21 protein-coding genes are annotated in these 21168 nt (G+C 65.3%); 10 read left to right on the forward strand and 11 right to left on the reverse strand.

The features are described from left to right. Positions 1–12: 12 nt before the first annotated feature. Both ACQI5H_RS12660 and ACQI5H_RS12665 read left to right on the forward strand, forming a co-directional pair. The gene (locus tag ACQI5H_RS12660; RefSeq protein ID WP_427079706.1) at positions 13–720 is read left to right on the forward strand and encodes a hypothetical protein; all 708 of its coding nucleotides are present in this window, start codon (positions 13–15) and stop codon (positions 718–720) included. Next, a complete protein-coding gene (locus ACQI5H_RS12665) occupies positions 717–1610 on the forward strand; it encodes an enoyl-CoA hydratase/isomerase family protein (protein ID WP_427079707.1) in 894 nt (297 codons plus the stop codon). The genes ACQI5H_RS12660 and ACQI5H_RS12665 overlap by 4 nt, the downstream gene beginning before the upstream one ends. A 20-nt stretch (positions 1611–1630) precedes the next feature. Here ACQI5H_RS12665 and ACQI5H_RS12670 read toward each other — a convergent pair whose 3' ends face one another. Continuing rightward, positions 1631–2443 carry a TetR/AcrR family transcriptional regulator gene (locus ACQI5H_RS12670; RefSeq protein WP_427079808.1) on the reverse strand — a complete coding sequence of 271 codons (813 nt, stop codon included), beginning with the start codon at positions 2441–2443 and terminating at the stop codon, positions 1631–1633. A gap of 255 nt (positions 2444–2698) precedes the next feature. Here ACQI5H_RS12670 and ACQI5H_RS12675 point away from each other — a divergent pair, with 255 nt between their 5' ends. Next, positions 2699–3496, forward strand: a complete 798-nt coding sequence (locus tag ACQI5H_RS12675; protein WP_427079708.1) for an SDR family NAD(P)-dependent oxidoreductase — start codon at positions 2699–2701, stop codon at positions 3494–3496. 34 nt (positions 3497–3530) lie between these two features. Beyond that, positions 3531–4538 (forward strand): dihydrodipicolinate synthase family protein, encoded by a 1008-nt coding sequence (locus ACQI5H_RS12680; protein ID WP_427079709.1) that lies wholly within the window; start codon positions 3531–3533, stop codon positions 4536–4538. Between the two features lie 87 nt (positions 4539–4625). Here ACQI5H_RS12680 and ACQI5H_RS12685 read toward each other — a convergent pair whose 3' ends face one another. Continuing rightward, the gene (locus tag ACQI5H_RS12685; RefSeq protein ID WP_427079710.1) at positions 4626–4865 is read right to left on the reverse strand and encodes a CsbD family protein; all 240 of its coding nucleotides are present in this window, start codon (positions 4863–4865) and stop codon (positions 4626–4628) included. A 295-nt stretch (positions 4866–5160) separates the two neighbouring features. Between ACQI5H_RS12685 and ACQI5H_RS12690 the strand changes: the two genes are divergently transcribed. Genes ACQI5H_RS12690 through ACQI5H_RS12715 form a run of 6 tightly spaced genes read left to right on the forward strand, consistent with a single transcriptional unit; the run spans position 5161 to position 11936 of the window. Further along, positions 5161–6015: an enoyl-CoA hydratase gene (locus ACQI5H_RS12690; RefSeq protein WP_427079809.1), complete on the forward strand. Its 855-nt coding sequence runs from the start codon at positions 5161–5163 to the stop codon at positions 6013–6015. Beyond that, a complete protein-coding gene (locus tag ACQI5H_RS12695; protein WP_427079711.1) occupies positions 6015–7217 on the forward strand; it encodes an amidohydrolase family protein in 1203 nt (400 codons plus the stop codon). Before ACQI5H_RS12690 ends, ACQI5H_RS12695 begins: the two co-directional genes overlap by 1 nt. 12 nt (positions 7218–7229) lie before the next feature. After that, positions 7230–8849, forward strand: coding sequence for an acyl-CoA synthetase (locus tag ACQI5H_RS12700; RefSeq protein WP_427079712.1), 1620 nt, complete (start codon positions 7230–7232; stop codon positions 8847–8849). Next, positions 8846–9676 carry an amidohydrolase family protein gene (locus ACQI5H_RS12705; RefSeq protein WP_427079713.1) on the forward strand — a complete coding sequence of 277 codons (831 nt, stop codon included), beginning with the start codon at positions 8846–8848 and terminating at the stop codon, positions 9674–9676. Before ACQI5H_RS12700 ends, ACQI5H_RS12705 begins: the two co-directional genes overlap by 4 nt. Positions 9677–9678: 2 nt before the next feature. After that, complete coding sequence (locus tag ACQI5H_RS12710; RefSeq protein WP_427079714.1) at positions 9679–10734, forward strand: acyl-CoA dehydrogenase family protein; 1056 nt, start codon at positions 9679–9681, stop codon at positions 10732–10734. Between the two features lie 14 nt (positions 10735–10748). Beyond that, complete coding sequence (locus tag ACQI5H_RS12715; protein WP_427079715.1) at positions 10749–11936, forward strand: acyl-CoA dehydrogenase family protein; 1188 nt, start codon at positions 10749–10751, stop codon at positions 11934–11936. A 50-nt stretch (positions 11937–11986) separates the two neighbouring features. Here ACQI5H_RS12715 and ACQI5H_RS12720 read toward each other — a convergent pair whose 3' ends face one another. The 9 genes from ACQI5H_RS12720 to ACQI5H_RS12760 form a co-directional block, all read right to left on the reverse strand. Beyond that, positions 11987–12709, reverse strand: a complete 723-nt coding sequence (locus ACQI5H_RS12720; RefSeq protein WP_427079716.1) for an NAD(P)-dependent oxidoreductase — start codon at positions 12707–12709, stop codon at positions 11987–11989. Positions 12710–12726: 17 nt separating this feature from the next. Then, positions 12727–13149: a DUF6069 family protein gene (locus tag ACQI5H_RS12725; protein ID WP_427079717.1), complete on the reverse strand. Its 423-nt coding sequence runs from the start codon at positions 13147–13149 to the stop codon at positions 12727–12729. 116 nt (positions 13150–13265) lie between these two features. Then, positions 13266–14411 carry a thiolase family protein gene (locus tag ACQI5H_RS12730; protein ID WP_427079718.1) on the reverse strand — a complete coding sequence of 382 codons (1146 nt, stop codon included), beginning with the start codon at positions 14409–14411 and terminating at the stop codon, positions 13266–13268. Between the two features lie 105 nt (positions 14412–14516). Continuing rightward, entirely contained in the window at positions 14517–15731 is a 1215-nt protein-coding gene (locus tag ACQI5H_RS12735; protein ID WP_427079810.1) for a CaiB/BaiF CoA transferase family protein, read from the reverse strand. Between the two features lie 21 nt (positions 15732–15752). Continuing rightward, positions 15753–16961: a cytochrome P450 gene (locus ACQI5H_RS12740; RefSeq protein WP_427079719.1), complete on the reverse strand. Its 1209-nt coding sequence runs from the start codon at positions 16959–16961 to the stop codon at positions 15753–15755. Positions 16962–17044: 83 nt separating this feature from the next. Continuing rightward, on the reverse strand, positions 17045–17884 hold the full coding sequence (locus tag ACQI5H_RS12745) for an SDR family NAD(P)-dependent oxidoreductase (RefSeq protein WP_427079720.1): 840 nt from the start codon (positions 17882–17884) through the stop codon (positions 17045–17047). After that, positions 17881–19533, reverse strand: a complete 1653-nt coding sequence (locus tag ACQI5H_RS12750) for an acyl-CoA synthetase (RefSeq protein WP_427079721.1) — start codon at positions 19531–19533, stop codon at positions 17881–17883. Before ACQI5H_RS12750 ends, ACQI5H_RS12745 begins: the two co-directional genes overlap by 4 nt. After that, entirely contained in the window at positions 19530–20147 is a 618-nt protein-coding gene (locus ACQI5H_RS12755) for a cysteine hydrolase (RefSeq protein WP_427079722.1), read from the reverse strand. The genes ACQI5H_RS12750 and ACQI5H_RS12755 overlap by 4 nt, the downstream gene beginning before the upstream one ends. Beyond that, positions 20144–21136, reverse strand: coding sequence for a Rieske 2Fe-2S domain-containing protein (locus ACQI5H_RS12760; protein WP_427079723.1), 993 nt, complete (start codon positions 21134–21136; stop codon positions 20144–20146). Before ACQI5H_RS12760 ends, ACQI5H_RS12755 begins: the two co-directional genes overlap by 4 nt. Positions 21137–21168 lie beyond the last annotated feature (32 nt).

Below are 21168 nucleotides of genomic sequence, written 5' to 3' on the forward strand. Positions count from 1 at the left end.
AAAGGGGGAAGCATGGCCTTCGAGCGAGGGCAGGCCGCACCCGCCTCGACGCGCACCCACGCTGCCGGTCCGAACACCAAATTCGGCGAGGCCCCGCTGGCCCAGACCACGGCCGCCGCCGGCGCCATGCGTCGTCTCAGCTCTCTGCTGCTCAGCCTCGAGCACGATCACCCCACTGTCGACGTCATGCTGGCCAAGTTCGCCGAGTGGGAAAGCGAGCTGGCCGCCGCCGCTCCGAAGGACTACGCGCCCCGAATCGGTGAGATGGAAGACGATCCCCGGCGGGTGTACCTCAATCACGCCACCGACATCGGCGCCTACAACCCGTGCTTTCCGGAGTATGGGTTCGACCATCTCGACGCCGAGAAGGCCGGCGGCCGGGTCGTGTTTCCCCTCGTCTACGAAGGGCCGCCCGGACTGGTGCACGGCGGCTTTCTGGGCGTCTTTTTCGACTGCGTCATACAGCATCACAATTGCGTCACCGGCCTTTCCGGCAAGACGCGATCACTGCTTGTGACGTTCCGCAGGCCGACGCCGATCCTGACCGAGCTGCGGTTCGACATCGTTCGCACGCAGGTCGAACGGGGGATCACGTCGACGGCCCGGCTCCTGCTCGACGACGAAGTGCTGTGCAGCGGTGAGGTCAACACGTTGGCCTCACCGCCGGAGAAACTGACCGGATTCAAATTCGGCAGGCGGCGAAAGGAATCCGACGGATGACTGCCTCGGGTGACCCGGACGATCGCATACTTTTCGAGGTCGATCCGGAGCGGCGAATCGCGACGATCACGCTGAACAATCCCAAGCAACGCAACTCCTACGACGCCGCCATGCGCGACGCCGTCGCCCGTTGCCTGGATCGGGTGGCCGACGACGACGACCTCACCGTGGTCCTGCTGCGCGGGGCCGACGGCGTGTTCAGTACCGGCGCCGACATGAACAACGCATACGGCTGGTACGGCAAGGAGGGTGGTCAGGACGATGCGGCGGCCAAGCGCCGTCCCAGCCAGCGCAGGCGACTTACGGTGGACCGCAAGTCATTTGGCTTCTACCACAACTTCCTGGGCTTCCCCAAGGTGACGGTTGGCGAGATCGCCGGCTACGCCCTGGGCGGCGGCTTCGAGATGGCGCTGATGACCGACATCTCCGTCATCGCGCGCGACACCAAGATCGGGATGCCGGCGACGCGCTTCCTCGGCCCGGCGCTCGGCAGCCTGCACATGTTCTTCCATCGACTTGGACCCGTGCTGGCCCGGCGGCTGCTGCTGACCGGCGATGTCATCGAAGCCGGCGATATCGAGCAGCTCGGAATCTTCACTGACACATGCGATCCCGGATCCGTCACGGCCCGCGCCCGGTACTGGGCCGAGAAGGCGGCCAAAATGCCGGCCGATGGAGTCGTCATCGCCAAGGAGGCGTTCCGCCTCGTCGAGCAGACCCAGGCGTACCAGGGCGAGGAGGTGGCGAGCTATCTGTTCCACGCCTTCGGCACCAACCTGCAATTCGGGCCGGACGAGTTCAACTTCGTCAAGACGCGCGCACAGCACGGCACCAAGGAGGCGTTTCGGCTACGTGATGAGCACTTCCACGTGCCCGAACCCGAAGCGTGATAACCCGATTCGCTGGCTGGCTAGCGGGATGCCGGCGCCTTGCTTCGCGCCCGCTGAGAGGGTGACTTGGCCGCCTTGCGTTGCCGCGATGGCGCCGGCTTGGCGCCCTTCGACCCCTTGCCCTCTTCGATCAACCGGTCGGCGTGGTCGAGGATGCACGTGAGACCGTATTCGAAATTGGTGTCATCGGGGGCCCCGATGCGGTGGCCGATTCCGGTTACCTGGGCCAGCAGGGGAGTGGTTCCCGGATCGATCGCCACGGCGTCCTCGATTGCGCGCTGTCCGAGGTCCGAAGATTGGTTCTTTTCGTAGAGTCGCTGCAGCACGACCGACCCGCGGACGTGCATCGAAATCGCGGAATAGGTGTCAAAGGCGTCCTCGGGCGTGAGGCCGGCCTCGACCAGGTTGGCGATCGCTTTTTCCATCTCCTGGGCCCCGAGGCGCGCGGCTTTGGGACTCAGCGCCGCGCGAATCAGAATCAGGTCGCACAGAATTGGGTTACCCATGAACGTCTTACGCATCAAACGTGCATGGTTGCGCAACGTCTCGCGCCAGTCGCTCGCTTCGACATACGGGGTGGCGAACACGTACTTGCTCAAAGCGCGATCGGTCATTGCGTTGAGCAGATCGTCCTTCTTGCGGAAGTACCAGTAGATGCTGGTAACGCCGACGCCGAGGTGTTTGCCAAGCAGAGGCATGCTCAAGTTGTCGATCGACACCTGCTCCGCGAGTTCGAATGCGCCGCTGATGATGTCATCGGGATTGATGGATCCGCGTTCGCGTCGCTGCCGCTTATCAGCGGTTGCCTGCTTTGCCACTACGGGCACCTCCATCAGAATGTATCCTGCGTCTGCGGTCTTGAAGAACCGTGCCACCCGTGCAGGTGAATCTACCGGCAGATCCTCTCCCACCTGCGCATACGCGGGCGTGTCGCTGTTCGCCTTTGACCAGTCAACTCGGCTCTTGTGCGGATTTCCATCTGCTACTGTAATACCTATCGTAGGCTTTTTGGTAAATAAGGCTGGACGGGCGAAGATGGCCGGGCACAACCTTTTGGGTGAACCTCCCGACGAGCCGCGGATTACACCATGGATTTAGGACTGGCGAACGCCGCTGCGGTGGTCGTCGGCGGTAGCCGTGGCATGGGCCTGGCTACGGCGCGTTGCCTCGCCGAGGAAGGCGCCCGGGTGGCGGTCGTCGGCCGAACACGTGCCAGCCTCGACAGCGCGGTGACGGATTTGACGGGGCGCGGCAGCCCCGATGCCCTCGGGCTCGCCGCCGACATCGGTGATGCCGGCGAGGTCGACAAGCTGTTCGCCGAGCTTGGCGAGCGGTGGAACGGCGAACTCAATGTGCTCATCAATACGGTCGGGCCGGGCGCGCCGGGCAACTTCGAAGTCCTGACCGACGACCAGTGGCGCGAGGCCGTCGAAGAAGGCGTGCTGGGGATGGTGCGTTGCGTTCGCGCGGCACTTCCGTTGTTGCGCAATGCGCAATGGGCTCGGATCGTTAACTTTTCGGCGCACTCGACCCAGCGACAAAGTGTGATGCTGCCCGCCTATACGGCGGCCAAGTCGATGCTCACGAGTGTCTCGAAAAACCTGTCTCTGTTGCTGGCGAAGGACGAGATCTTGGTCAACGTCGTGTCGCCGGGCAGCATCGCGTCCGAGTCGCTCGTCGGCTGGGCGAATTCGGTCGGCGTCGACGGCAGCGATCCCTATCGCCTGATGGAGGCCATTGGCAAGCACTTCGGGCATCCGGCGCAAATGCCCCGGGCCGGGCTGCCGGAAGAAATCGGGCCCGTCGCCGCGTTCCTCGCGTCGCGGCGCAACTCCTACATGACCGGGGCCAACATCAATGTCGACGGTGGTTCCGACTTCACCTGACTTCAAATCGTTTGGCTCACACAAGGAGTGGACTATGGCGACGGCTACTGAGGCTCGCGTTTGGGCGCGAGGGGCGTTGCGGGGAATCGGCGACTCCCTCTATACGCCGTTCAGCGGCACCGACGGTGATGACATCGACTGGGACGCCTATCGGACGCTGGTGCGCTACTGCGTCGGCGACCTCGGCCACCCGATGTTGTGGTGTACCAGCGGCATCGCCGAGTTTTGGTCGCTGACCCTCGATGAGCGCAGACGCCTGTTAGAGGTGGCGATCGAGGAGGCGCGCAGGCTGAATCCCGATGTCGTCGTGCAGGCCTGCACGGCGGCGATGTCGGCGAAGGACTGTTTGACGTTGACGCTCCACGCCCAAGAGGTGGGGGCCGACATCGCCTACATCCAAACGCCGATGATGGAGGCCCACGGCGGCGAGGGCGTGCTGAGGTTCTTCAAGTACATCGCCGCGCGCACCGATATCGCGTTGGGAATGTTCAACTCCCCGTCGTCCGGCTACGTGTTGACCCCGGCCGAAAGCGCAAGGATCTACGACGAGGTACCCGCCGTGTGCGCCACCAAGGAGGGCGCCTTCCGGCCTGAGGCGAGCCGGCGGCTGCACGAGTTGGCGCCCGACCTGGCGGTCTGGGAATGCGACCGGACCGTGTACCGCGCCGGGTGGTTGCGTGCCGGCATCGTGTGCCCGGCGCAATTGGGTACGGCCGGCTACCTGTTCGAGACCCCCAAGCGGCGACTGTTTTCCGAGTACTGGGATCTGGTGTGCAACGACAAGCTGCTAGAGGCGATGGACTACGGGCGCGAGTCCGGAATGGACCAGTTCGACCTGGACGTCGGGTCCTGGTGGACCTGTTACCCGGGGCGATCGGATTACTTCACCCATTGGGGTGGCGCTTTCAAGTACGCGGCCTCGCTGCTGGGTCTGCCGATAGGTGACTATCCGCATTCCCGGCCGCCCCAAGCGGAGCTGCCGCCCGAGGCGAAGGCGCAGATCGAGAAGGCCTATCGCCGGCTGGGGCTCATCGACCAGTAGCCGGCGCCGAAAACGATTGGCAGCAGAGCACTTTCAAGGCGAAGGCCCGGCCTGGACTGGGCCGGGCCTTCGACGTACAGTTCCTGATTACTGTTGTTCGGCCTGCTGGCGCTTCTCCGCGAGCTTGGCCGCGCTGCGGGCGGATTCGGCTTCGGCCTCCTTCTTCGCCGCATTGCGCTGGGCCTGGGCCTTGTCCTGCTGGGCCTTACCCTCGTTGAACAAGTCGTCACGACCGATCACCGCGCCGATGACGACCTTGGCCTTGCCCTTCACGTCTTCCACGACGCCCTTGACGGCTTCCGCCACACCGCTGTTGATGTCAACCATTGCATTCCCTCCCCTCGCTAATCGATGTCTTCTGTCCGTCTTCCCGGTCGCCGGGCGGGACCAAACGTGGTTCGCGGCGTGTCGCTCGCCACAATCCACGGGAGAGTTATCCGTCGCCTCGTGAGCGGGGGATTCGCGCGTCGATTGGAAACTTCCGCGACACGGAATTCGCTGTTTGGCCCGGGTTTCATGTGGCCCCGGTGGCAGTTGTGGAATGCGGTACCGATAGGTATACAGTATGGGTACAAAAAGCCCACCGAATCCGGTAGTCAAGCACGAGGGGGTGCCGCGCACGATGTCCGGCAGCGACGGCGCCTCAGACGCCGAAGACGCGGTGCTGTACGAGACCACCGACAGTGGAATCGCGATCCTCACGTTCAATCGCCCGGACCGGCTGAACGCCTGGGGCCCCGACCTTGCCGCCGGGTTTTACGCGGCCGTCGACCGCGCCGAACAGGACCCGGACGTCCGGGTCATCGTGCTGACCGGCCGGGGCAGGGGATTCTGCGCCGGCGCCTACCTGGGCGCGCCCGGTTCGGCGGCCAAAATGGGCGAAACGATGGAGAAGGCGGGTCAGACCGACCTGGCCGACTTGGTCGGCGAACGGCCGCCGCATTTCGTGACCACGCTGCGCAAACCCGTCATCGCCGCGATCAACGGTTCCTGCGTCGGCATCGGTCTCACCCAGGCGCTGATGTGCGACGTCCGGTTTGCCGCCGCGGGAGCAAAGTTCGCCGCCGTGTTCGCCCGCCGCGGGCTGATCGCGGAGTTCGGCATCTCCTGGATACTTCCGCGGCTGACCAACTGGGGCGTCGCCCTCGACCTGCTGCTGAGCGGGCGCACCTTCCTCGCCGAGGAGGCCGCGCAGCTGGGCCTCGTCAAAGAGGTCGTCGCGCCGGAAGACCTGATGAAGCGCGCGCTCGACTACGCCGAGGACATCGCGCGCAATTGCTCGCCGGCGTCGATGGCGGTGATCAAGACCCAGGTATACGGCGACGCGACGCGCGATGTCGTGGAAGCTACTTCGCGTGCCGAGGTGTTGCTGCACGAGGCGATGCCGCGGCCCGATGTCATCGAAGGGATCACCAGCTTCCTCGAGAAGCGCCCGCCGCAGTTTCCCTCGCTCGCGGGTCCTGGAAAGGAATCATGATGGGTACCTTGCGGTACAAGGCGATTGACGTCGACAACCACTACTACGAACCGCTCGACTCATTCACCCGCCACCTGGACAAGGCATTCAAGAGCCGCGGTGTGCAGATGGTGACCCAAGGCAAGCGCACTTTAGCCGTGATCGGGGGCCGGGTTAACCATTTCGTTCCCAATCCCACCTTCGACCCGATCATCGTGCCGGGCTGCCTGGACTTGTTGTTCCGCGGTGAGATTCCCGAAGGCGTCGACCCGGCGTCGCTGATGAAGGTCGAGCGCCTGGCCGAACACCCCGAGTACCAGAACCGTGATGCGCGCATAGAGGTGATGGACACCCAGGACATCGAGACCGTGTTCATGCTGCCGACATTCGGGTGTGGGGTCGAGGAGGCGCTCAAGCACGACATCGAGGCGACGATGGCGTCGGTGCACGCCTTCAACCTGTGGCTGGACGAGGACTGGGGCTTCGACCGGCCCGACCACCGGATCATCGCCGCGCCGATCATCTCGCTGGCCGATCCGGTCCGGGCCCTCGCCGAGGTGGAGTTCGTGTTGGAGCGCGGCTCCAAGCTCGTGTTGGTGCGACCGGCGCCGGTGCCCGGCCTGGTCAAGCCACGGTCGCTGGGTGATCGCAGCCACGATCCGGTTTGGGCGCGACTGGCCGAGGCGGGGGTGCCGGTGGGATTCCACCTGAGCGACAGCGGCTATCTGCACATCGCGGCGGCGTGGGGCGGCAAGTCAACGTTCGAGGGGTTCGGCGCCAAGGACCCGCTGGACAACGTTCTTCTCGACGACCGCGCCATTCACGACACCATGGCCTCGATGATCGTGCACGGCGTGTTCACCCGGCATCCGAAACTCAAGGCGGTCAGCATCGAAAACGGTTCGTACTTCGTCCACCGGCTGGTCAAACGCCTGAAGAAGGCGGCCAACACCCAGCCCCGTGATTTCCCCGAGGATCCGGTGGAGCAGTTGCGCAACAACGTCTGGATCGCCCCCTACTACGAGGACGATCTGCCGGAGTTGGCCGAAGTCATCGGCGTCGACAAGATCCTGTTCGGCTCCGACTGGCCGCACGGCGAGGGCCTCGAGTCTCCGGTGTCGTTTGTCGAAGAGCTCAAGGATTTCAGCGAAGCGGATATTCGAAAGATCATGCGCGACAACGCCTTAGATCTGCTGGGCGTCAAAGCCCCAGTGGCGGCTTAGGCGGCCTGCCCGGTGAGCGAATGGACCGTCGGGGCGGTGCTCGACGCTATCGCCGAGGTCGTACCCGACCGCCTGATGACCGCCTGCGGCGACCGGCGCAGCACCTTCGCCGACTCGGCGGTTCGAACCACTAGGCTGGCAAACTTCCTCATCGACAAGGGATTCGGGGTTTACGCGTCGCGCGACACGCTCGAACGATGGGAATGCGGTCAGGACCGAATCGCGCTCATCATGTACAACGACCTGTATCCGGACATGCTGATCGGATGCCTGAAAGCGCGCGTTGTCCCGGTCAACGTCAACCATCACTACTCGGTGCGCGAGATCGGCGACCTGCTTGACTACATCCGTCCCCGGGGCATCATCTATCACCGCTCGCTCGGCGCCCGGTTCGCGGAGGTGTTGCCGCCCAACGGCACTGAGTTACTGGTGTCCGTCGACGACGGCAGCGGCGCTTCCGAACTGCCGGGCGCCATCTCGCTCGATGACGCCTTGGCCGCCGGCGCCGCCGACCTCGACCTGGCTGGATCGCCGGACGATTTGATCATGATGTGTACCGGCGGAACGACGGGGCGGCCCAAGGGAGTGCTGTGGCGCCAAAGCGACATGTACGTGTCGTCGATGGTGGGCGCCGATCACGACAGCGTCACCGAGATTCACGACAAGGTCCGTTCCGGCGGCCCGCCGTGGTTCGCGGTTTCGCCACTGATGCATGCGGCGGGCATGTGGACCGCGTTCGCGGCGCTGTGTGCGGGCCTGCCCGTCGTGCTCTACGACGATCGCCGCAAGCTCGACGTGCGGTCGGTGTGGGAAACCGCCGAGCGGGAAAAGGTGGGCATGATGACGATGGTCGGCGACGCGTACGCCGGCCCGCTGGTCGCGGAATTACGTGCGCACACCTACGATCTGTCGGCGCTGAACGCCATCGGCACCGGCGGCGCGGCCACCAACGCGAAATACAAACGGGCACTGATGGAATGCCTGCCGCACATCACCATCATCGAAGGCTACGGATCATCGGAATCCGGAAACATGGCATTCGGGCACAGCCGCGACGGGCACGCCAGCGAAACCTTCGAACCCAGGGTCGGCGCCACCGTTGTCTCCGCCGACCGCAGCCGGTTCCTGGAACCCGGTGAGCAGGAAGTCGGCTGGGCCGCGAGGACCGGCCGGATTCCGCTCGGCTATTTCAGCGATCCCGACGGCACCCAACGGACATTCCCGGAGATCGACGGCCAGCGAGTCGTGATCCCGGGCGACCGGGCGTCCCTTGAAAAGGATGGCACCATCCGCCTTTTCGGCCGCGATTCACTGGTGGTCAACACCGGCGGCGAAAAGGTGTTCGTCGAAGAGGTCGAGGAGGTGCTGCGCGCACATCCGGGCATCGCCGACGCCCTCGTGGTGGGGCGGCCGAGCGAACGGTGGGGCCAGGAAGTCGTCGCGCTCGTCGCCGCACACCCGGGCGCCGACCTCGCCGGCGACGGGCAGGACCTCTACACCTTCTGCACCGCGCAGCTCGCGCATTTCAAGGCGCCCAAGGCATTCATCTTCGTCGAGCAGATTCAGCGGCTCGGCAACGGTAAGCCCAACTACCGCTGGGCCCGAGAGCAAGCCGAACAGAAGGTGTCATGAACACAGGAGCGATCGACTGCCTGATCAATGTGCACTTCGGTGAGACTGATTCCCAGCCCTCCTGGATGCTCAAGGTCCGCGACGACTACTTCAAGGGGCCGGAGTCGATGTTCGCGCCGGTCGACCTGTCCGAGCTGCTTGACGAGATGGACGAACAAGGTGTGCAGAAGGCGATCCTGATGGACTCGCTCGCCAATCCGTCGACCACCGCGCGCAAATTCGTCGAAGCCAGGCCGGATCGGTTCGCGCTGGCCATGGGCGGGGTCAACCTGCTGCGTCCGGTGCGGTCATTGCGGGAGCTGAGTGGGATCGTCGGCGACCTGCCGGTCGCGTACGCGGTTGTGGGGCCGAGCTTCTGGGGCGACGGGCAGTATCCGCCGAGCGACGCGGTCTACTATCCGCTCTACGCCAAATGCGCGGAGATCGATCTCCCGCTGTGCATCAACACCGGTATCCCGGGGCCGCCGATTCCCGGCGAGGTGCAGCACCCCATGCATCTCGACCGCGTGTGCGTGCGGTTTCCAGAACTGAAGCTGTGCATGATCCACGGCGCGGACCCGTGGTGGGACGTCGCGATCCGGTTGTTGCTCAAGTACGCCAACCTGCGGTTGATGACTTCGGCATGGTCGCCGAAGCGGCTGCCGGAAAGCCTGCTGCACTACATGCGCACGCGCGGACCGGACAAGGTGATCTACGCGTCCGACTGGCCGGTCCTGCGCATGCGTCGCGTGATACCCGAAGCCCGTGCGCTGGACCTGCCGGCCGAGGTGCTGGACAACTACCTCTACAACAACGCGCAGGAATTCTTCTTCGGACAGGAGCACTGACCATGGACCGCTTCGAACTACGCAGACTGGACTACAGCCTGTCCGACGATCACGTGGATCTGCAGAATGCGTACAAGCAATTCTTCAAAACCCACTGCTCGATCGAAACGGTGCGCGCCGCAGAGCCTTCCGGCTTCGACAAGAACCTCTGGGAGCGGTTGTGCGCGATGGGTGCGACCACGATGGCGCTGCCGGAATCGTGTGGCGGTGACGGGGCCACGCTGGTCGACCTGACGTTGGTGGCCGAAGAGATCGGCCGGTCGCTGGCCCCGGTCCCGTGGATCGACCATGTCTGCGCGGCCCGGCTGCTGGGACGCCTGGGAGGGCTCGGTGCCGACACCGCCGGGGTGGCAAACGGAGACCAGCTCGTCGCGCTCGATGCGCGCCTCGACGACGGGCCGGGTGCCCGCCTGATACCGACCGGCTCGATCGCCGACCACATCATCGTCCGTGACGGCGGCCAGGTGGTGCGCCTGACGTTCGGCACCCGGCCGGCCAAGGTCGACAACATCGGCCGGCTGCCGATGGCCTGGGTGGATCCGGCCGCCGCCGACACCCGCGCGGTCATCGCCGAAGGGCCCGACGCGGTCGCGAATTACCAACGGGCGCTAGATGAATGGCGGCTGCTGACCGCGGCGGCCCTGGTCGGCCTGGTCGAGGAAACGATGACCATCGCCGCGGAGTTCGCCAAATCCCGCTACACGCTGGGTGTGCCCATCTCGACGCTGCAGGCGATTTCGCATCCGCTGGCGAATATGGCCATCACCGTCCAGGGGGGACGAAACCTCGCCCGCCGCGCCGCCTGGTTCCTGGACAACGAACCCGACGAACGCCCTGAGTTGGCGCCGTCGGCGTTCGTGTTCATGGCCGAGGAGGCCGCCAAGGCCGCGACCATGGCGGTGCACATCCAAGGCGGCCTTGGGGTTTCGTCGGAGGCCGCCGCGACGGCGTATCTGGTCCGAGCGAGGGGATGGCCGCTGGCGGGCGGCGACCCGGGTGCGACCGCCCAGCGGGTTGCCGAGATTGTGACCGCCCGAGAATGCGCCCCCCAACGGTAGGACAGGAGCATTAGATGGATTTCTCCCGGGTTGAGCTGTCCGACGCGGACCAGGCCTTCCTCGACGAGGCGCGGAACTTTCTGGGCACCCACATGACAGAAGAGGTCAGGAGGCGAGACCGCGAGACCGGCGACAACTTCGACGAAGGTCTGCATCTCAAATTCGGCGCCGCGGGCTACTTGGCCAAGGAGTGGAAGCCCGAATCGGAAGGCGGGTTCAGCCGGGTGCATCGGCGCATCTGGGAGCTGGAGAAGCGCCGGGCGCACGTGCCATGGGTGACGTGGGGGACCACCGCCATGGTGGCGCGCTCGGTGCAGAAGTTCGGCTCACCCGAAGTCCGCGACGAGGTGATGCCCAAGGTCTTCAGCGGCGAGGTCAGGCTGTGCCTGGGCTACACCGAACCGGAAGGCGGCTCCGACGTTGCCACCTGCAAGACCCGCGCGGTGCGCGACGGTGACGCGTGGGTAATCAATGGCTCCAAGATGTTCACCACCGGCGCGCACAACTGCCAGTACGTCTTTCTGATCACCAACACCGATCCCGGTGCGCCGAAACACAAGAGCCTGACCATGTTTCTGGTGCCGCTGGATACCCCGGGCATCGAAATCCAGGGCATCCGCACCGTCGACGGCGACCGGACCAACATCGTCTACTACAGCGACGTCCGCGTTGACGACAAGTATCGGCTCGGCGACGTGAACGCGGGCTGGACGGTGCTGCGCGAGCCGCTCAACACCGAGCACGGCGCGGTTGCCGCCGCGCCCGACGGGCTGCAGGACACCTCGATCATGATGCACCAGGCGGGCTCTCTTGCCGAGGCGGTGGACAAGGCCGTGGTGCGCGTGACGCAGCCCGACCCCACCGGCCGCCGGCTTGTCGACGACAAGTCGGTCGCGTACCGACTGGGCCGCAGCTTCGCCCGGCTGGAGGCGGCGCTGTCGTCCCCGAACATCTACGGCCGGGTCGCCATCGCGCAAACGATGCGGGAGATCTCCCCGGACCTGATGGACATCCTCGGGGCGGCGTCGGCCCTGCCGTTCGGCACCGATGGTGCCGCCGACGACGGCAGCGCGGAATACGCCTACCGGTTCGCCCCCTTGGTCGGAATCTACGGCGGCACGCTGGAGGTGTTCCGAAACATGATCGGCGAGTACGCGCTTGGGCTGGGCAAGCCCGCCTACGCGCCGCCGAAAGTTTCCTGAGGCGCCGTTTCGGCGCAGCGTCAGGTCGTCAGTCAATATCGTTGCGGTTCCTAAGGCGACGCCGTGGCATTCGTCGCCTGCGCGTCGCTCTTGAAGGCCTCGCGTCGGATCATTTCCCACACCGTGGGCGTGTGCTCGGTTGTAGAGACGACAACCGTCTTCCGCCTTGCCGTCCTGTCTTGGGCAAGTTTGACGAGGTAGTCCGCCAGGTCGATGCGCGCCGTGAATGCGCCCACCGGATCAACTTCTCCAGCAACATAATTGGTAACCTGAGGCAAATCGAACAATCCCGACGGACGCACGATCGTCCAGTCGAGGCCGCTCTCGCGCACCAACGCCTCCATCCGCCGGATGTCGTCGTAGACGGTCTTACCAATTGTGCGGGTGATGATCGGCTCGAACAGCCGCAGCATCAGGGGCGCTTGGCGGCGGCCTGGCGCAGGGTAGGCGCCGGTGGAGCTCACGACGACGAGCCGATTGACGCGGGTTTCGCGCATCGCGTTCACGACATTGCGGGTGCCGACCGAATACGTGTCGACGGGCTGGCGGGTGAACGGCACACCGAGCGTCGACAGCACGGCGTCGGCGCCCGCGACAATCGCGGCGAGGCCCTCGCGCCGCACGTCCGCGCCGGCAACCGTCAGCCGCGGATCGCTGATGGGGAAGTCGTCGGGTCGTCGGGTCACGGCCACCGCCGAGTGACCGGCGTCGAGCACGCGCCGCGTCAGCAGCCTCCCCGTCGAGCCATTGGCACCGAAAATCACGATATGCATGAGCACTCCTTCGATAGTTACCGGCGGCGGGTTGCCGTCTTGTGCCGCTGAGGCAGGGCGGGGATCAGGACCGCTGCGGCCACACAGTGCAGCGCGGTCAACATGAGTTGGGTGTCTAGGTTCGCGGTCGTCCGGAAGATCGGCACGATGGATACCACCAGAACGACCAGGGTCAGCGCGATCCAAATGATTCGGGGAGATGAGGCGTAGCGCTCCAGCAACGCGATCGCGATCCAGCCGGCGATGCCCGCGGCCGCGGTGGCGACGATGGTCAGCGCGAGGGTGATTTCCCGGGTGCCGATCGGCGTATCCACTATGTAGTCGACGTGGGCGATCCGTCCCAACAGCCACGCCAGACCGGTTGCCGCGGTGGCGATCGCGACGACGCCGGCACGACCGGCGTGCCACCGCACTGCGAGTTGTCCAGTCAAATGCGACATCGCAATTCCTTCCGTCGAGCTGCTGTGCGGGAAGCGAATTTCCCCGCTCGCTACTACGACGAAACGGCCCGCGCGAAAGTTACAGCGATCTGCGGGGTGGCGGACTCGGCGCTGCGTCAGGTCGTCAAAATCGTGGCGGCGGCGGTGCCGGGCGCCCCGTATAGCTGAGTGAACCCGACCTTCGGATTGCCCGGGACCTGACGGTCTCCAGCCTCGCCGCGGAGTTGACGAACGATTTCGTGAATTTGGCGCAGTCCGGAGGCGCCAATCGGCTCACCGTTGGCGATCAGCCCACCATCGGTGTTGACGGGCATCGCACCGCCGATCTCGGTGGCACCGTCGGCGAGAAGCTTCTGCTGATCCCCGTGCGCGCAGAACCCGCATTCGGCCATGTGGATGATTTCGGCGCCGGCGTCGGTGTCCTGCAACTGGATCACGTCGACGTCCTCGGGCGCCACGCCGGCCTTCTCGAATGTTGCCTGCGCCGCGTAAACGGTCGGCGACACGTCCTCGTCGACCGGGGCGAAGGTGGTGTTGACCTCGTAGGCGCCGTAGCGGCGAGTGCGGACCTCCGCTGCCCGCAGGTACACGGGTTTGGAGGTGTAGCGGTGCGCGATATCGGCCCTGCACATCACCGCGGCCGCGGCGCCCTCGTCGGGTGCGCAAAACATGTACTGGGTCAATGGGTAGTTGAGCATCGGCGAACTAAGGATCCGGTCCTCGGGGATTGGCTTGCGGCGAAAGGCGTTGGGGTTCAACGCTCCATTGCGGAAGTTCTTCGCGGCGACCTTGGCGAGCGTGTCAGCAGAGATGTTGTGCTCGTGCAAGTAGCGGTTCGCCTTCATGCCGAAGAACTTGGTGGTCAGGTATTGCCCGTTCTCGGCATACCATCTCGGCATACCGACCAGCGCCGGGTCTTCGGTGAACGCTCCGCGCGGGTGCTTGTCCAAGCCAATGGCGATGCCGATGTCGTAATCGCCCAACCGGATCCCATCGGCACAGGCCTTGACGGCACTGGCCGCGGTCGCGCACGCGTTGAACACATTGGTGAATGGGATTCCCGTCAGGCCGACCATGGCGACAATTGCGTCGGGGTTGGCCACCGTCCAACTGCCACCGGTGGCGAACTGGATGTCCTGCCACGCGACACCGGCGTCGGCGACCGCGGCAAAAATCGCGTCGGCTCCCATCTGCATCGCGGATTTGCCCTCGAACCGACCGAACGGGTGCAGCCCAACCCCAATAACGGCAACGTCATTCATGCGCGCCGCTCTCCCCCGCAAGCGGGAGGTGCCCCCACCTCATCGCTTCGTCCCCCTCGCCGCTTCGCGCCTGGGGGTGCCCCACTGCATCGTCGCCGGCGCGATTCACGCAATGGCTCCCGATTCCTTCAGTTCCGCGATGCGATCCCAATCCATCCCGAGCTCCATCAGAACGATTTCGGTGTGCTCGGAGGCCTGGGGCGCCCTGGTGGTCACCAGCGGCTCGTGGTTGAACTGCACCGGGCCGCGCACGACCTTGAACGGTTCGCCGCCGCTGGCGAGCTCGATCTCGCTGATCATGTCGTTGGCGATGGCCTGCTCGTCGCCGGCCAGGTCGATCAGGCTCTGGAACGGCGCCCATTGACCTTTCATCGTTTTCAGGTGCTGGCGCCAGTATTCAAATGGCTTGCCCGCGAAGGCCTTCGCGATCAGTTCGGCGGCCGCGTCTGCGTTCTGTATCAACGGGAGCACATCCGCGAAGCGCGGATCATCTGCTGCCTCGGGGATGCCGAGATGCTCGAAGGTGTCGCGGATCAACCCGGTCGGGCTGATGATGCACAGGTTGATGGTGCCGCCGTCGGAGGTTTCGTAGTTGCCCATGAACGGATTGACCGACGGCGCTCCGGAGCCCGGCATGAACGTGCGCATGACCTCGCCGGTCTCCATGCCCTGCGTCACGCTGGCCCCCGCTGCCCACCAGGCGGTGCTCAGCAGCGACACGTCGAGCTCGAGGGCCTCGCCGGTGCGCTCACGATGCAGCAACGCGGCCGAGATGCCGCCGGCGATGAACATGCCGCCGATGGAATCGCCGAACGCGGGAATGCCCTGTCCCAGTGCGCCGCCGAGCTCCTCGGGTGTCAGCGCGTATCCGATGCCGCTGCGCGTCCAGAACGCCGTCCCGTCGTACCCGCCGACGTCTCGCTCTGCGCCCTTGTCGCCATACGCAGAACCGCGGGCATACACGATGTCTGGGTTCGCCGCGCGGATGTGTTCCACGTCGAACTTGTGCTTCTGCCGTTGCGCGGGCATGTAGTTGGTCAGGAACACGTCGGACGTCTTGGCCAGTTCGTAGATCACTTCCTGGCCGCCCGGCGTGGAGACGTCGATCCCGATGCTGCGCTTGCCCCGGTTGGGGTGCTCCATCAGCGGGTGTCTGTCCGGATCGACTTGGATGCCGCCCATGTTGAGGAAGCCGCGCTGGGTGTCGCCGCGCAGCGGGTGCTCGACTTTGAGGACGTCCGCGCCCCAGTCGGCGAGGATGGCCCCGGCCGCGGGGACGAACGTGAACTGCGCAAGCTCCAGGACCCGAAAGCCCTCCATTACCTTGACCATTCCCGGACCCTACTTCGCGTCGAACGTCACGGGAAGCGCCGTCGGCGAACGGAAGGGTTGACCGTGGATGTGTGGGTCGTCGTCCGCCAGCAGCTTGATGTTGGTCAACCGATTCAGCAGGCATTCGAGTGCGACGCGGGTTTCCAGCCGCGCCAGGTGCAGTCCCAAACACGTGTGCTCGCCGGCGGCAAAGGAGATGTGCGGCATGTGCTTGCGGAAGATGTCGAACTCCTCCGAACGCTCCCAGCGCTGCTCGTCGCGATTCGCGGAGCCGATGCACACGCCGATCACCGAGCGTGCCGGGATCTCAACGCCTTCCACTTCGGTGTCCTCGGTGGTGAACCGCTGCACGGTGGTTAGCGGCGTCTCGAAGCGCAGCCCCTCCTCGATGGCCTGGGGGATCAGGCCGCGGTCGGCTTGCACCGCGTCGAATTGGTCCGGATGGGTCAGGAGCAGATATAGCAGGTTTCCCGACGACCGGTAGGTGGTCTCCAATCCGGCGGGCAACAGCAGGCGCAGGAAGGAGTAGATGGCTTCGTCGCTGAGCTTTTCGCCGTCGATCTCGGCGGTGACCAGGTCGCCGATGATGTCCTCGGTGGGTTTGGATTTGCGCCGCTCGATCTGCTCGACGAAGTAGTCCTTGAGCGCCGCCGACGCCTCGAAGGCCCGTTCGTAGTTGACGTGGTAGCTGATCAACTCCACGGCGCGCTTGTGGAACATCCCGAGGTCTTCGTCGGGCAGACCGAGCAGTCGGGCGATGACGCGGGTGGGAAACTCGAAGGTGAAATTGTGTACTAGATCCGCCGTACCGGCGTTGATGAACTCGTCGATCAACGCGTTGCAGACCGGGCGCACGATGGCGGGCTCCCACTGCGCCAGCGCCTTCGACTTGAACGCCGCGGACACCAGGTTGCGATGATCGCGATGCTTCTTTCCCTCCATCGCCAGGATGGTGGGCCCCATGAACAGGCCGATTGTTTTGTCGTAGGGCTCGGAACTGAAGACCCGGCCGTCGCGAAAGACCGTGTTGACCGCATTGAAAGAAACCGCGGAATACTCCCGCTTGGGCATCAGGGATTCCGGCGTCTTCGAGTAGTCCATGACGGTGCCGCGGAAAACGCCGGCCTGCCTGCGCTTATGGGCGAAGAACGGGTAGGGGTCGCGCAGGCTGACGGTTTCGTCGCCGGTGCCGGCGGCGGTGTGCACGTTGGTCGTCACCGGATCTCCAACATCATGGCCTTGAACGGACGGTCCTCGCGTAAGATCGTACTGTAATCCTTACAGTAGACAATATGGGGGGGTTATCTCCCTACGGGTGCACGCGAGTTCGTCAGCCTTGCAACGCGAGCCAACAGGCCGGCGTATTGCGCACCGAGGACACGGGGCAGCGCCGCCATCGCCCGTCCATCGGGACCTATGAGGATTCTGGCGCGGTTCTTCTCGGTCCCTCGGAGAATGATGCGGGCGGCCTTCTCGGGAGCGGTGAGCGCCGCGCGGTCGAACAGTGACTTTGCGAGGTCAGGATCTTCGGTATCCGCGGTGCGCATGTTGGCCCCGAAGTTGGTGCGCACCACGCCCGGGTGCACGCAATGCACCGTCACGGGATGGCGCTCGATGATCATCTCCTGCCGGAGGGCCTCCGTGAGGCCGCGCACCGCGAACTTCGAAGCGCTGTAGGCGCCTTGGTACGGGACCGCGATCAGCCCGAAGGCGCTGGACAGGTTGACCAGGCGGGCGGGGCGCTGGGCGGAACCGGACTCGATGAGCTGCGGCAGAAACGCCTTGGTTCCGTTGACCACACCGCCGACGTTGATGCCGATGAGCCAGTCGAAGTCCTTCCAGGACATGTCGGCCACACCGGCGAAGAGATCGACCCCGGCATTGTTGAAAACCATTGAGGCGGGCCCGAGTTGGCTGCGCACGTCGTCGGCGTATGCGAACACCGCGTCGCGGTCGGCGACATCGACCTGGAACGTCGTGACGTGGCCGGGGCGGCACGCCGCCTGGGTTTCGGCCAGACCCCGTTCGTCGATGTCGGCCGCAGCGACGTGTGCCCCGTCCTGAGTGAGGGCAGAGGTCAAAGCACGGCCGATACCGGAGCCGGCACCGGTGACGACGGCGACGCGGCCTTGATATTTCATGCGTTCACCGCCTGCTCGCGCGCCCACCGGTAATCCGCCTTGCCCGACGGGCTGCGCTCGATCACCGGACGGAACACCACCGCTTTGGGAAGTTTGTAGCGAGCCAGGGATTGTGCGGCGTGTGCGACCAGCTCGTCGGCGCTGGCGTCGGCGCCCTCGGCCAGCGCGACTACGGCAACGACCTCCTGGCCCCACCGCTCGCTCGGCCGCCCGGCCACCACCACATCGGCGACCGCGGGATGCGACGCGATCGCGGTCTCGACCTCCTCGACGAAGATCTTCTCGCCGCCGGAATTGATCGTCACCGAATCGCGGCCCAGCAACTCGATGCTGCCGTCGGCGCGGTGGCGTGCCCGGTCGCCGGGGATCGCATAGCGCACGCCGTCGATCACCGGAAATGTCTTGGCCGTCTTGGCCGCGTCGCCCTTGTAACCCAACGGAACGTAGCCCCGCTGCGCCAGCCAGCCCATGCCGTCGTGTCCCGGCGGCAGGATCGAGCTCAAGTCCTCGGCCGCCACGAAGGTGTCCGGTCCAGCGTTGAAGGTTCCGGTCGACACCGCCCCCGACGTCGACAGGTGGTGCATCTGCGCACCGGTCTCCGAGGATCCGACGCCATCGACGACGACGGCGTTGGGCAGCGCTTCGATCAAGCGCTGCTTGACATAAGGGGTGAGCAACGCGCCGCCGTTGGCGATCACGCCCAACGACGACACGTCGGCTGTGCCTTTTTCGATGGCGGCAAGCAGCGGCCGCGCCATTGCGTCGCCCACTACGGTCACCACGGGCAATCGTTCCCGCTCGATGGTGCGCACCACTTCGTCGGCGTCCAAATGATCGACGACGGAAGGGAAGACGACGGACTGCCCGGTCGTGATCGCCATCATCACGCTCCACTGGGCCGCACCGTGGATCAGCGGCGGCAGAATCATCAACTTGGTGCCGGCGCCCGCGGCCACCGCCGCCGTGATCTCGTCGATGGAGCCGAAGGGCTCCCCGGTCATCAGACTGCGCCCGCCGAACGACGTCATGAAGATGTCATGCTGGCGCCACAGCACGCCCTTCGGCATCCCCGTGGTGCCACCGGTGTACAGGACATACAAGTCGTCGGGCGAATGCTGCACCGGTGGCGGCGCGGGCGAGCTGGCGGCGACGATGGTCTCGTAATCCACTGCGCCGTAGACCAAGTCGTTGCCCGAGTCGTCGGCGATCTGAATCAGCACGCGTAGCTGCGGAAGATCCGGCAGCACTTCGGCCACGCGCGGCGCGAACGCGGAATGGTAGATCAGCGCGGTCGCCCCCGAGTCCGCCAGCAGGTACTGCAGCTCGCTCTTGACATACCGGAAGTTGACGTTGAAGGGCGCAACCCGCGCGGCGAAGGTGCCGAGCAACGCCTCGACGAACTCATTCCCGTTGTAGGCGTAGATGCCGAGCAGATCCTGGCCCACCTCGTGTCCGGCGAGCGCTGAGCGCTCGGTGTGACATCCCAATCCCCGCGAATGCAGGTATGAGGCCAGCCGGTTCGATCGCTCGAGGATTTGCGCATAGCTGTAGCGCCGCTCGCCCTGAATCAGCAACTCCCGATCGGGAATCGCGGCGGCGACGGCTGTCGCGACGGCTGGCACCGTGAATTGTGTTGCGGTGTCGGTCATGGCTGCGTCCATACCCCCAGCAGGTCGTCGGTTGTGGTGATGGTCGCCAGCAGCGACAGCGTGTTGTCGATGATGGCCTCGCCGTAATTGGTCGGGATGCCGGTGACGGCATCGCGGGGCACGACGACGCGATAGGCGGCGTTGACTGCGTCCATGACGACGTTGGGTATCGCGATATTCAACGAAACACCGACCACCACGATGGTGGATACTCCGAGGTTGCGTAGCACCGCGTCAAGATCGGTACCGCCCATCGGCCCGACGCCGTGCCACCGGCTCAGCACCAGATCCGTTGGTTCGGGACCCAATTCGGGAAGTACCGCCGCACCGGGCGTGCCGGGAACGATGTCTACCTCGCCGCGCCCGAGCGCGAAGATCTTTGCGTTGTGGCTGGAGCCCAGCCCGTCGGGCCGTCGCTGCACCAGGCAGTGCACGACGCGCACACCGGCCGCCCGCGCCACCGGCAGCAGCCGCACGATGTTGGGCAGCGCGACGCGACGCGCCTCCTTCGCGAGCGCGGCCAGGCCGGCATGCGGGCCGATGACCGCGCCCTGGCATTCTTGGGTGACGATCGCGGTGTGCGCGGGGGCCGCGAGGTCTTTGAGTGCCGTCATGCCGGCACTTCGTAGAATTGGGTCGCCCACTTGCGCAGTGCCATATACCCTTTCGCGTCGACCTTGGAGAGCGGCGGGCGCTCCACATATTTCTGATAGCGCCAGATCTGCAGATCGTCGAAAACGGTGGATAGGAACTGCTTTTCGATGACCTCGCGCAGCTTGCCGTCCGGCACGTCGGACGTGTCGCCGGGGATTCGGGGCCACCAGATCGAGTAGAAGAGGTCGGAGCACTCGTCGTCGACCGGTGTGCAGGTGAAGATCAGCCGATGGTTCTGCGCGCCCTCGAAGACGCTGATCGCCCCGCCCAGGCCGAACAGGTGGCTGTGGAATCGCAGCGCGAGATCCTCCGGGTCGTCGCTGCTGGCGTCCGGCCAACCCGCGACGAATTGCCATTCGCGGTCGACGATCTTCCAGTCCAGCACCCGGGGCGTCACGGTGGCGTGGTGCACATACTCGAAATGGGCGCTGTCGGGGGCGTTCTCCGCCACGATCTGCGGATGCACCGGTTCGCTTTCCGCGCGCCGGGAGAACTCCGGATACGCCCGGTAATAGGCCGCCGGGTCGGTCTCGAACTGAGGGAACTTGCGGAAGATGTCCGGCATCTCCCACTGCGGCTCCTTGCCGTCCGGCTGATGCCAGACGAACACGCAGTCGTACTGCTCCCGCACGGGAAAGACCCGCAGCCGCAGCGCGCGGTTGGGCCGCTCCGGCTGGTAGGGGATGTACCGATTGGTGCCGTCGGGGCCCCAGCGCCACCCGTGGAAGGGGCACTGCACGCAGTCGCCCACTACCGTGCCGCCGTGGCCGATGTGCGCGCCCAGGTGTTTGCAGTGCGCCTCCAGGACATGCAGCTCACCCGACTCGTCGCGGTAGGCCACCAGGTCCTCGCCGAAATAGCGGAGCGGCCGCACCTCGCCGATCGGGAATTCGGGCGACCACCCGACCATGAACCACCCGGTTACCTTCCAGGTGAAGGGCACTTTCACGCCGGCGCCTCCCGTGAGCGTTGATACTAAGT

The organism is Mycobacterium heidelbergense (assembly GCF_050205645.1).
In the GTDB taxonomy this organism is placed as follows: Bacteria; Actinomycetota; Actinomycetes; order Mycobacteriales; family Mycobacteriaceae; genus Mycobacterium; species Mycobacterium heidelbergense_A.

Bases quoted from the DNA above. Each gene is read 5' to 3' on its own strand.
- ACQI5H_RS12660 (WP_427079706.1), top strand. From the start codon at position 13: ATGGCCTTCGAGCGAGGGCAGGCCGCACCCGCCTCGACGCGCACCCAC.
- ACQI5H_RS12665 (WP_427079707.1), top strand. From the start codon at position 717: ATGACTGCCTCGGGTGACCCGGACGATCGCATACTTTTCGAGGTCGAT.
- ACQI5H_RS12670 (WP_427079808.1), bottom strand. From the start codon at position 2,443: ATGGAGGTGCCCGTAGTGGCAAAGCAGGCAACCGCTGATAAGCGGCAG.
- ACQI5H_RS12675 (WP_427079708.1), top strand. From the start codon at position 2,699: ATGGATTTAGGACTGGCGAACGCCGCTGCGGTGGTCGTCGGCGGTAGC.
- ACQI5H_RS12680 (WP_427079709.1), top strand. From the start codon at position 3,531: ATGGCGACGGCTACTGAGGCTCGCGTTTGGGCGCGAGGGGCGTTGCGG.
- ACQI5H_RS12685 (WP_427079710.1), bottom strand. From the start codon at position 4,865: ATGGTTGACATCAACAGCGGTGTGGCGGAAGCCGTCAAGGGCGTCGTG.
- ACQI5H_RS12690 (WP_427079809.1), top strand. From the start codon at position 5,161: ATGTCCGGCAGCGACGGCGCCTCAGACGCCGAAGACGCGGTGCTGTAC.
- ACQI5H_RS12695 (WP_427079711.1), top strand. From the start codon at position 6,015: ATGGGTACCTTGCGGTACAAGGCGATTGACGTCGACAACCACTACTAC.
- ACQI5H_RS12705 (WP_427079713.1), top strand. From the start codon at position 8,846: ATGAACACAGGAGCGATCGACTGCCTGATCAATGTGCACTTCGGTGAG.
- ACQI5H_RS12710 (WP_427079714.1), top strand. From the start codon at position 9,679: ATGGACCGCTTCGAACTACGCAGACTGGACTACAGCCTGTCCGACGAT.
- ACQI5H_RS12715 (WP_427079715.1), top strand. From the start codon at position 10,749: ATGGATTTCTCCCGGGTTGAGCTGTCCGACGCGGACCAGGCCTTCCTC.
- ACQI5H_RS12720 (WP_427079716.1), bottom strand. From the start codon at position 12,709: ATGCATATCGTGATTTTCGGTGCCAATGGCTCGACGGGGAGGCTGCTG.
- ACQI5H_RS12725 (WP_427079717.1), bottom strand. From the start codon at position 13,149: ATGTCGCATTTGACTGGACAACTCGCAGTGCGGTGGCACGCCGGTCGT.
- ACQI5H_RS12730 (WP_427079718.1), bottom strand. From the start codon at position 14,411: ATGAATGACGTTGCCGTTATTGGGGTTGGGCTGCACCCGTTCGGTCGG.
- ACQI5H_RS12735 (WP_427079810.1), bottom strand. From the start codon at position 15,731: ATGGAGGGCTTTCGGGTCCTGGAGCTTGCGCAGTTCACGTTCGTCCCC.
- ACQI5H_RS12745 (WP_427079720.1), bottom strand. From the start codon at position 17,884: ATGAAATATCAAGGCCGCGTCGCCGTCGTCACCGGTGCCGGCTCCGGT.
- ACQI5H_RS12750 (WP_427079721.1), bottom strand. From the start codon at position 19,533: ATGACCGACACCGCAACACAATTCACGGTGCCAGCCGTCGCGACAGCC.
- ACQI5H_RS12755 (WP_427079722.1), bottom strand. From the start codon at position 20,147: ATGACGGCACTCAAAGACCTCGCGGCCCCCGCGCACACCGCGATCGTC.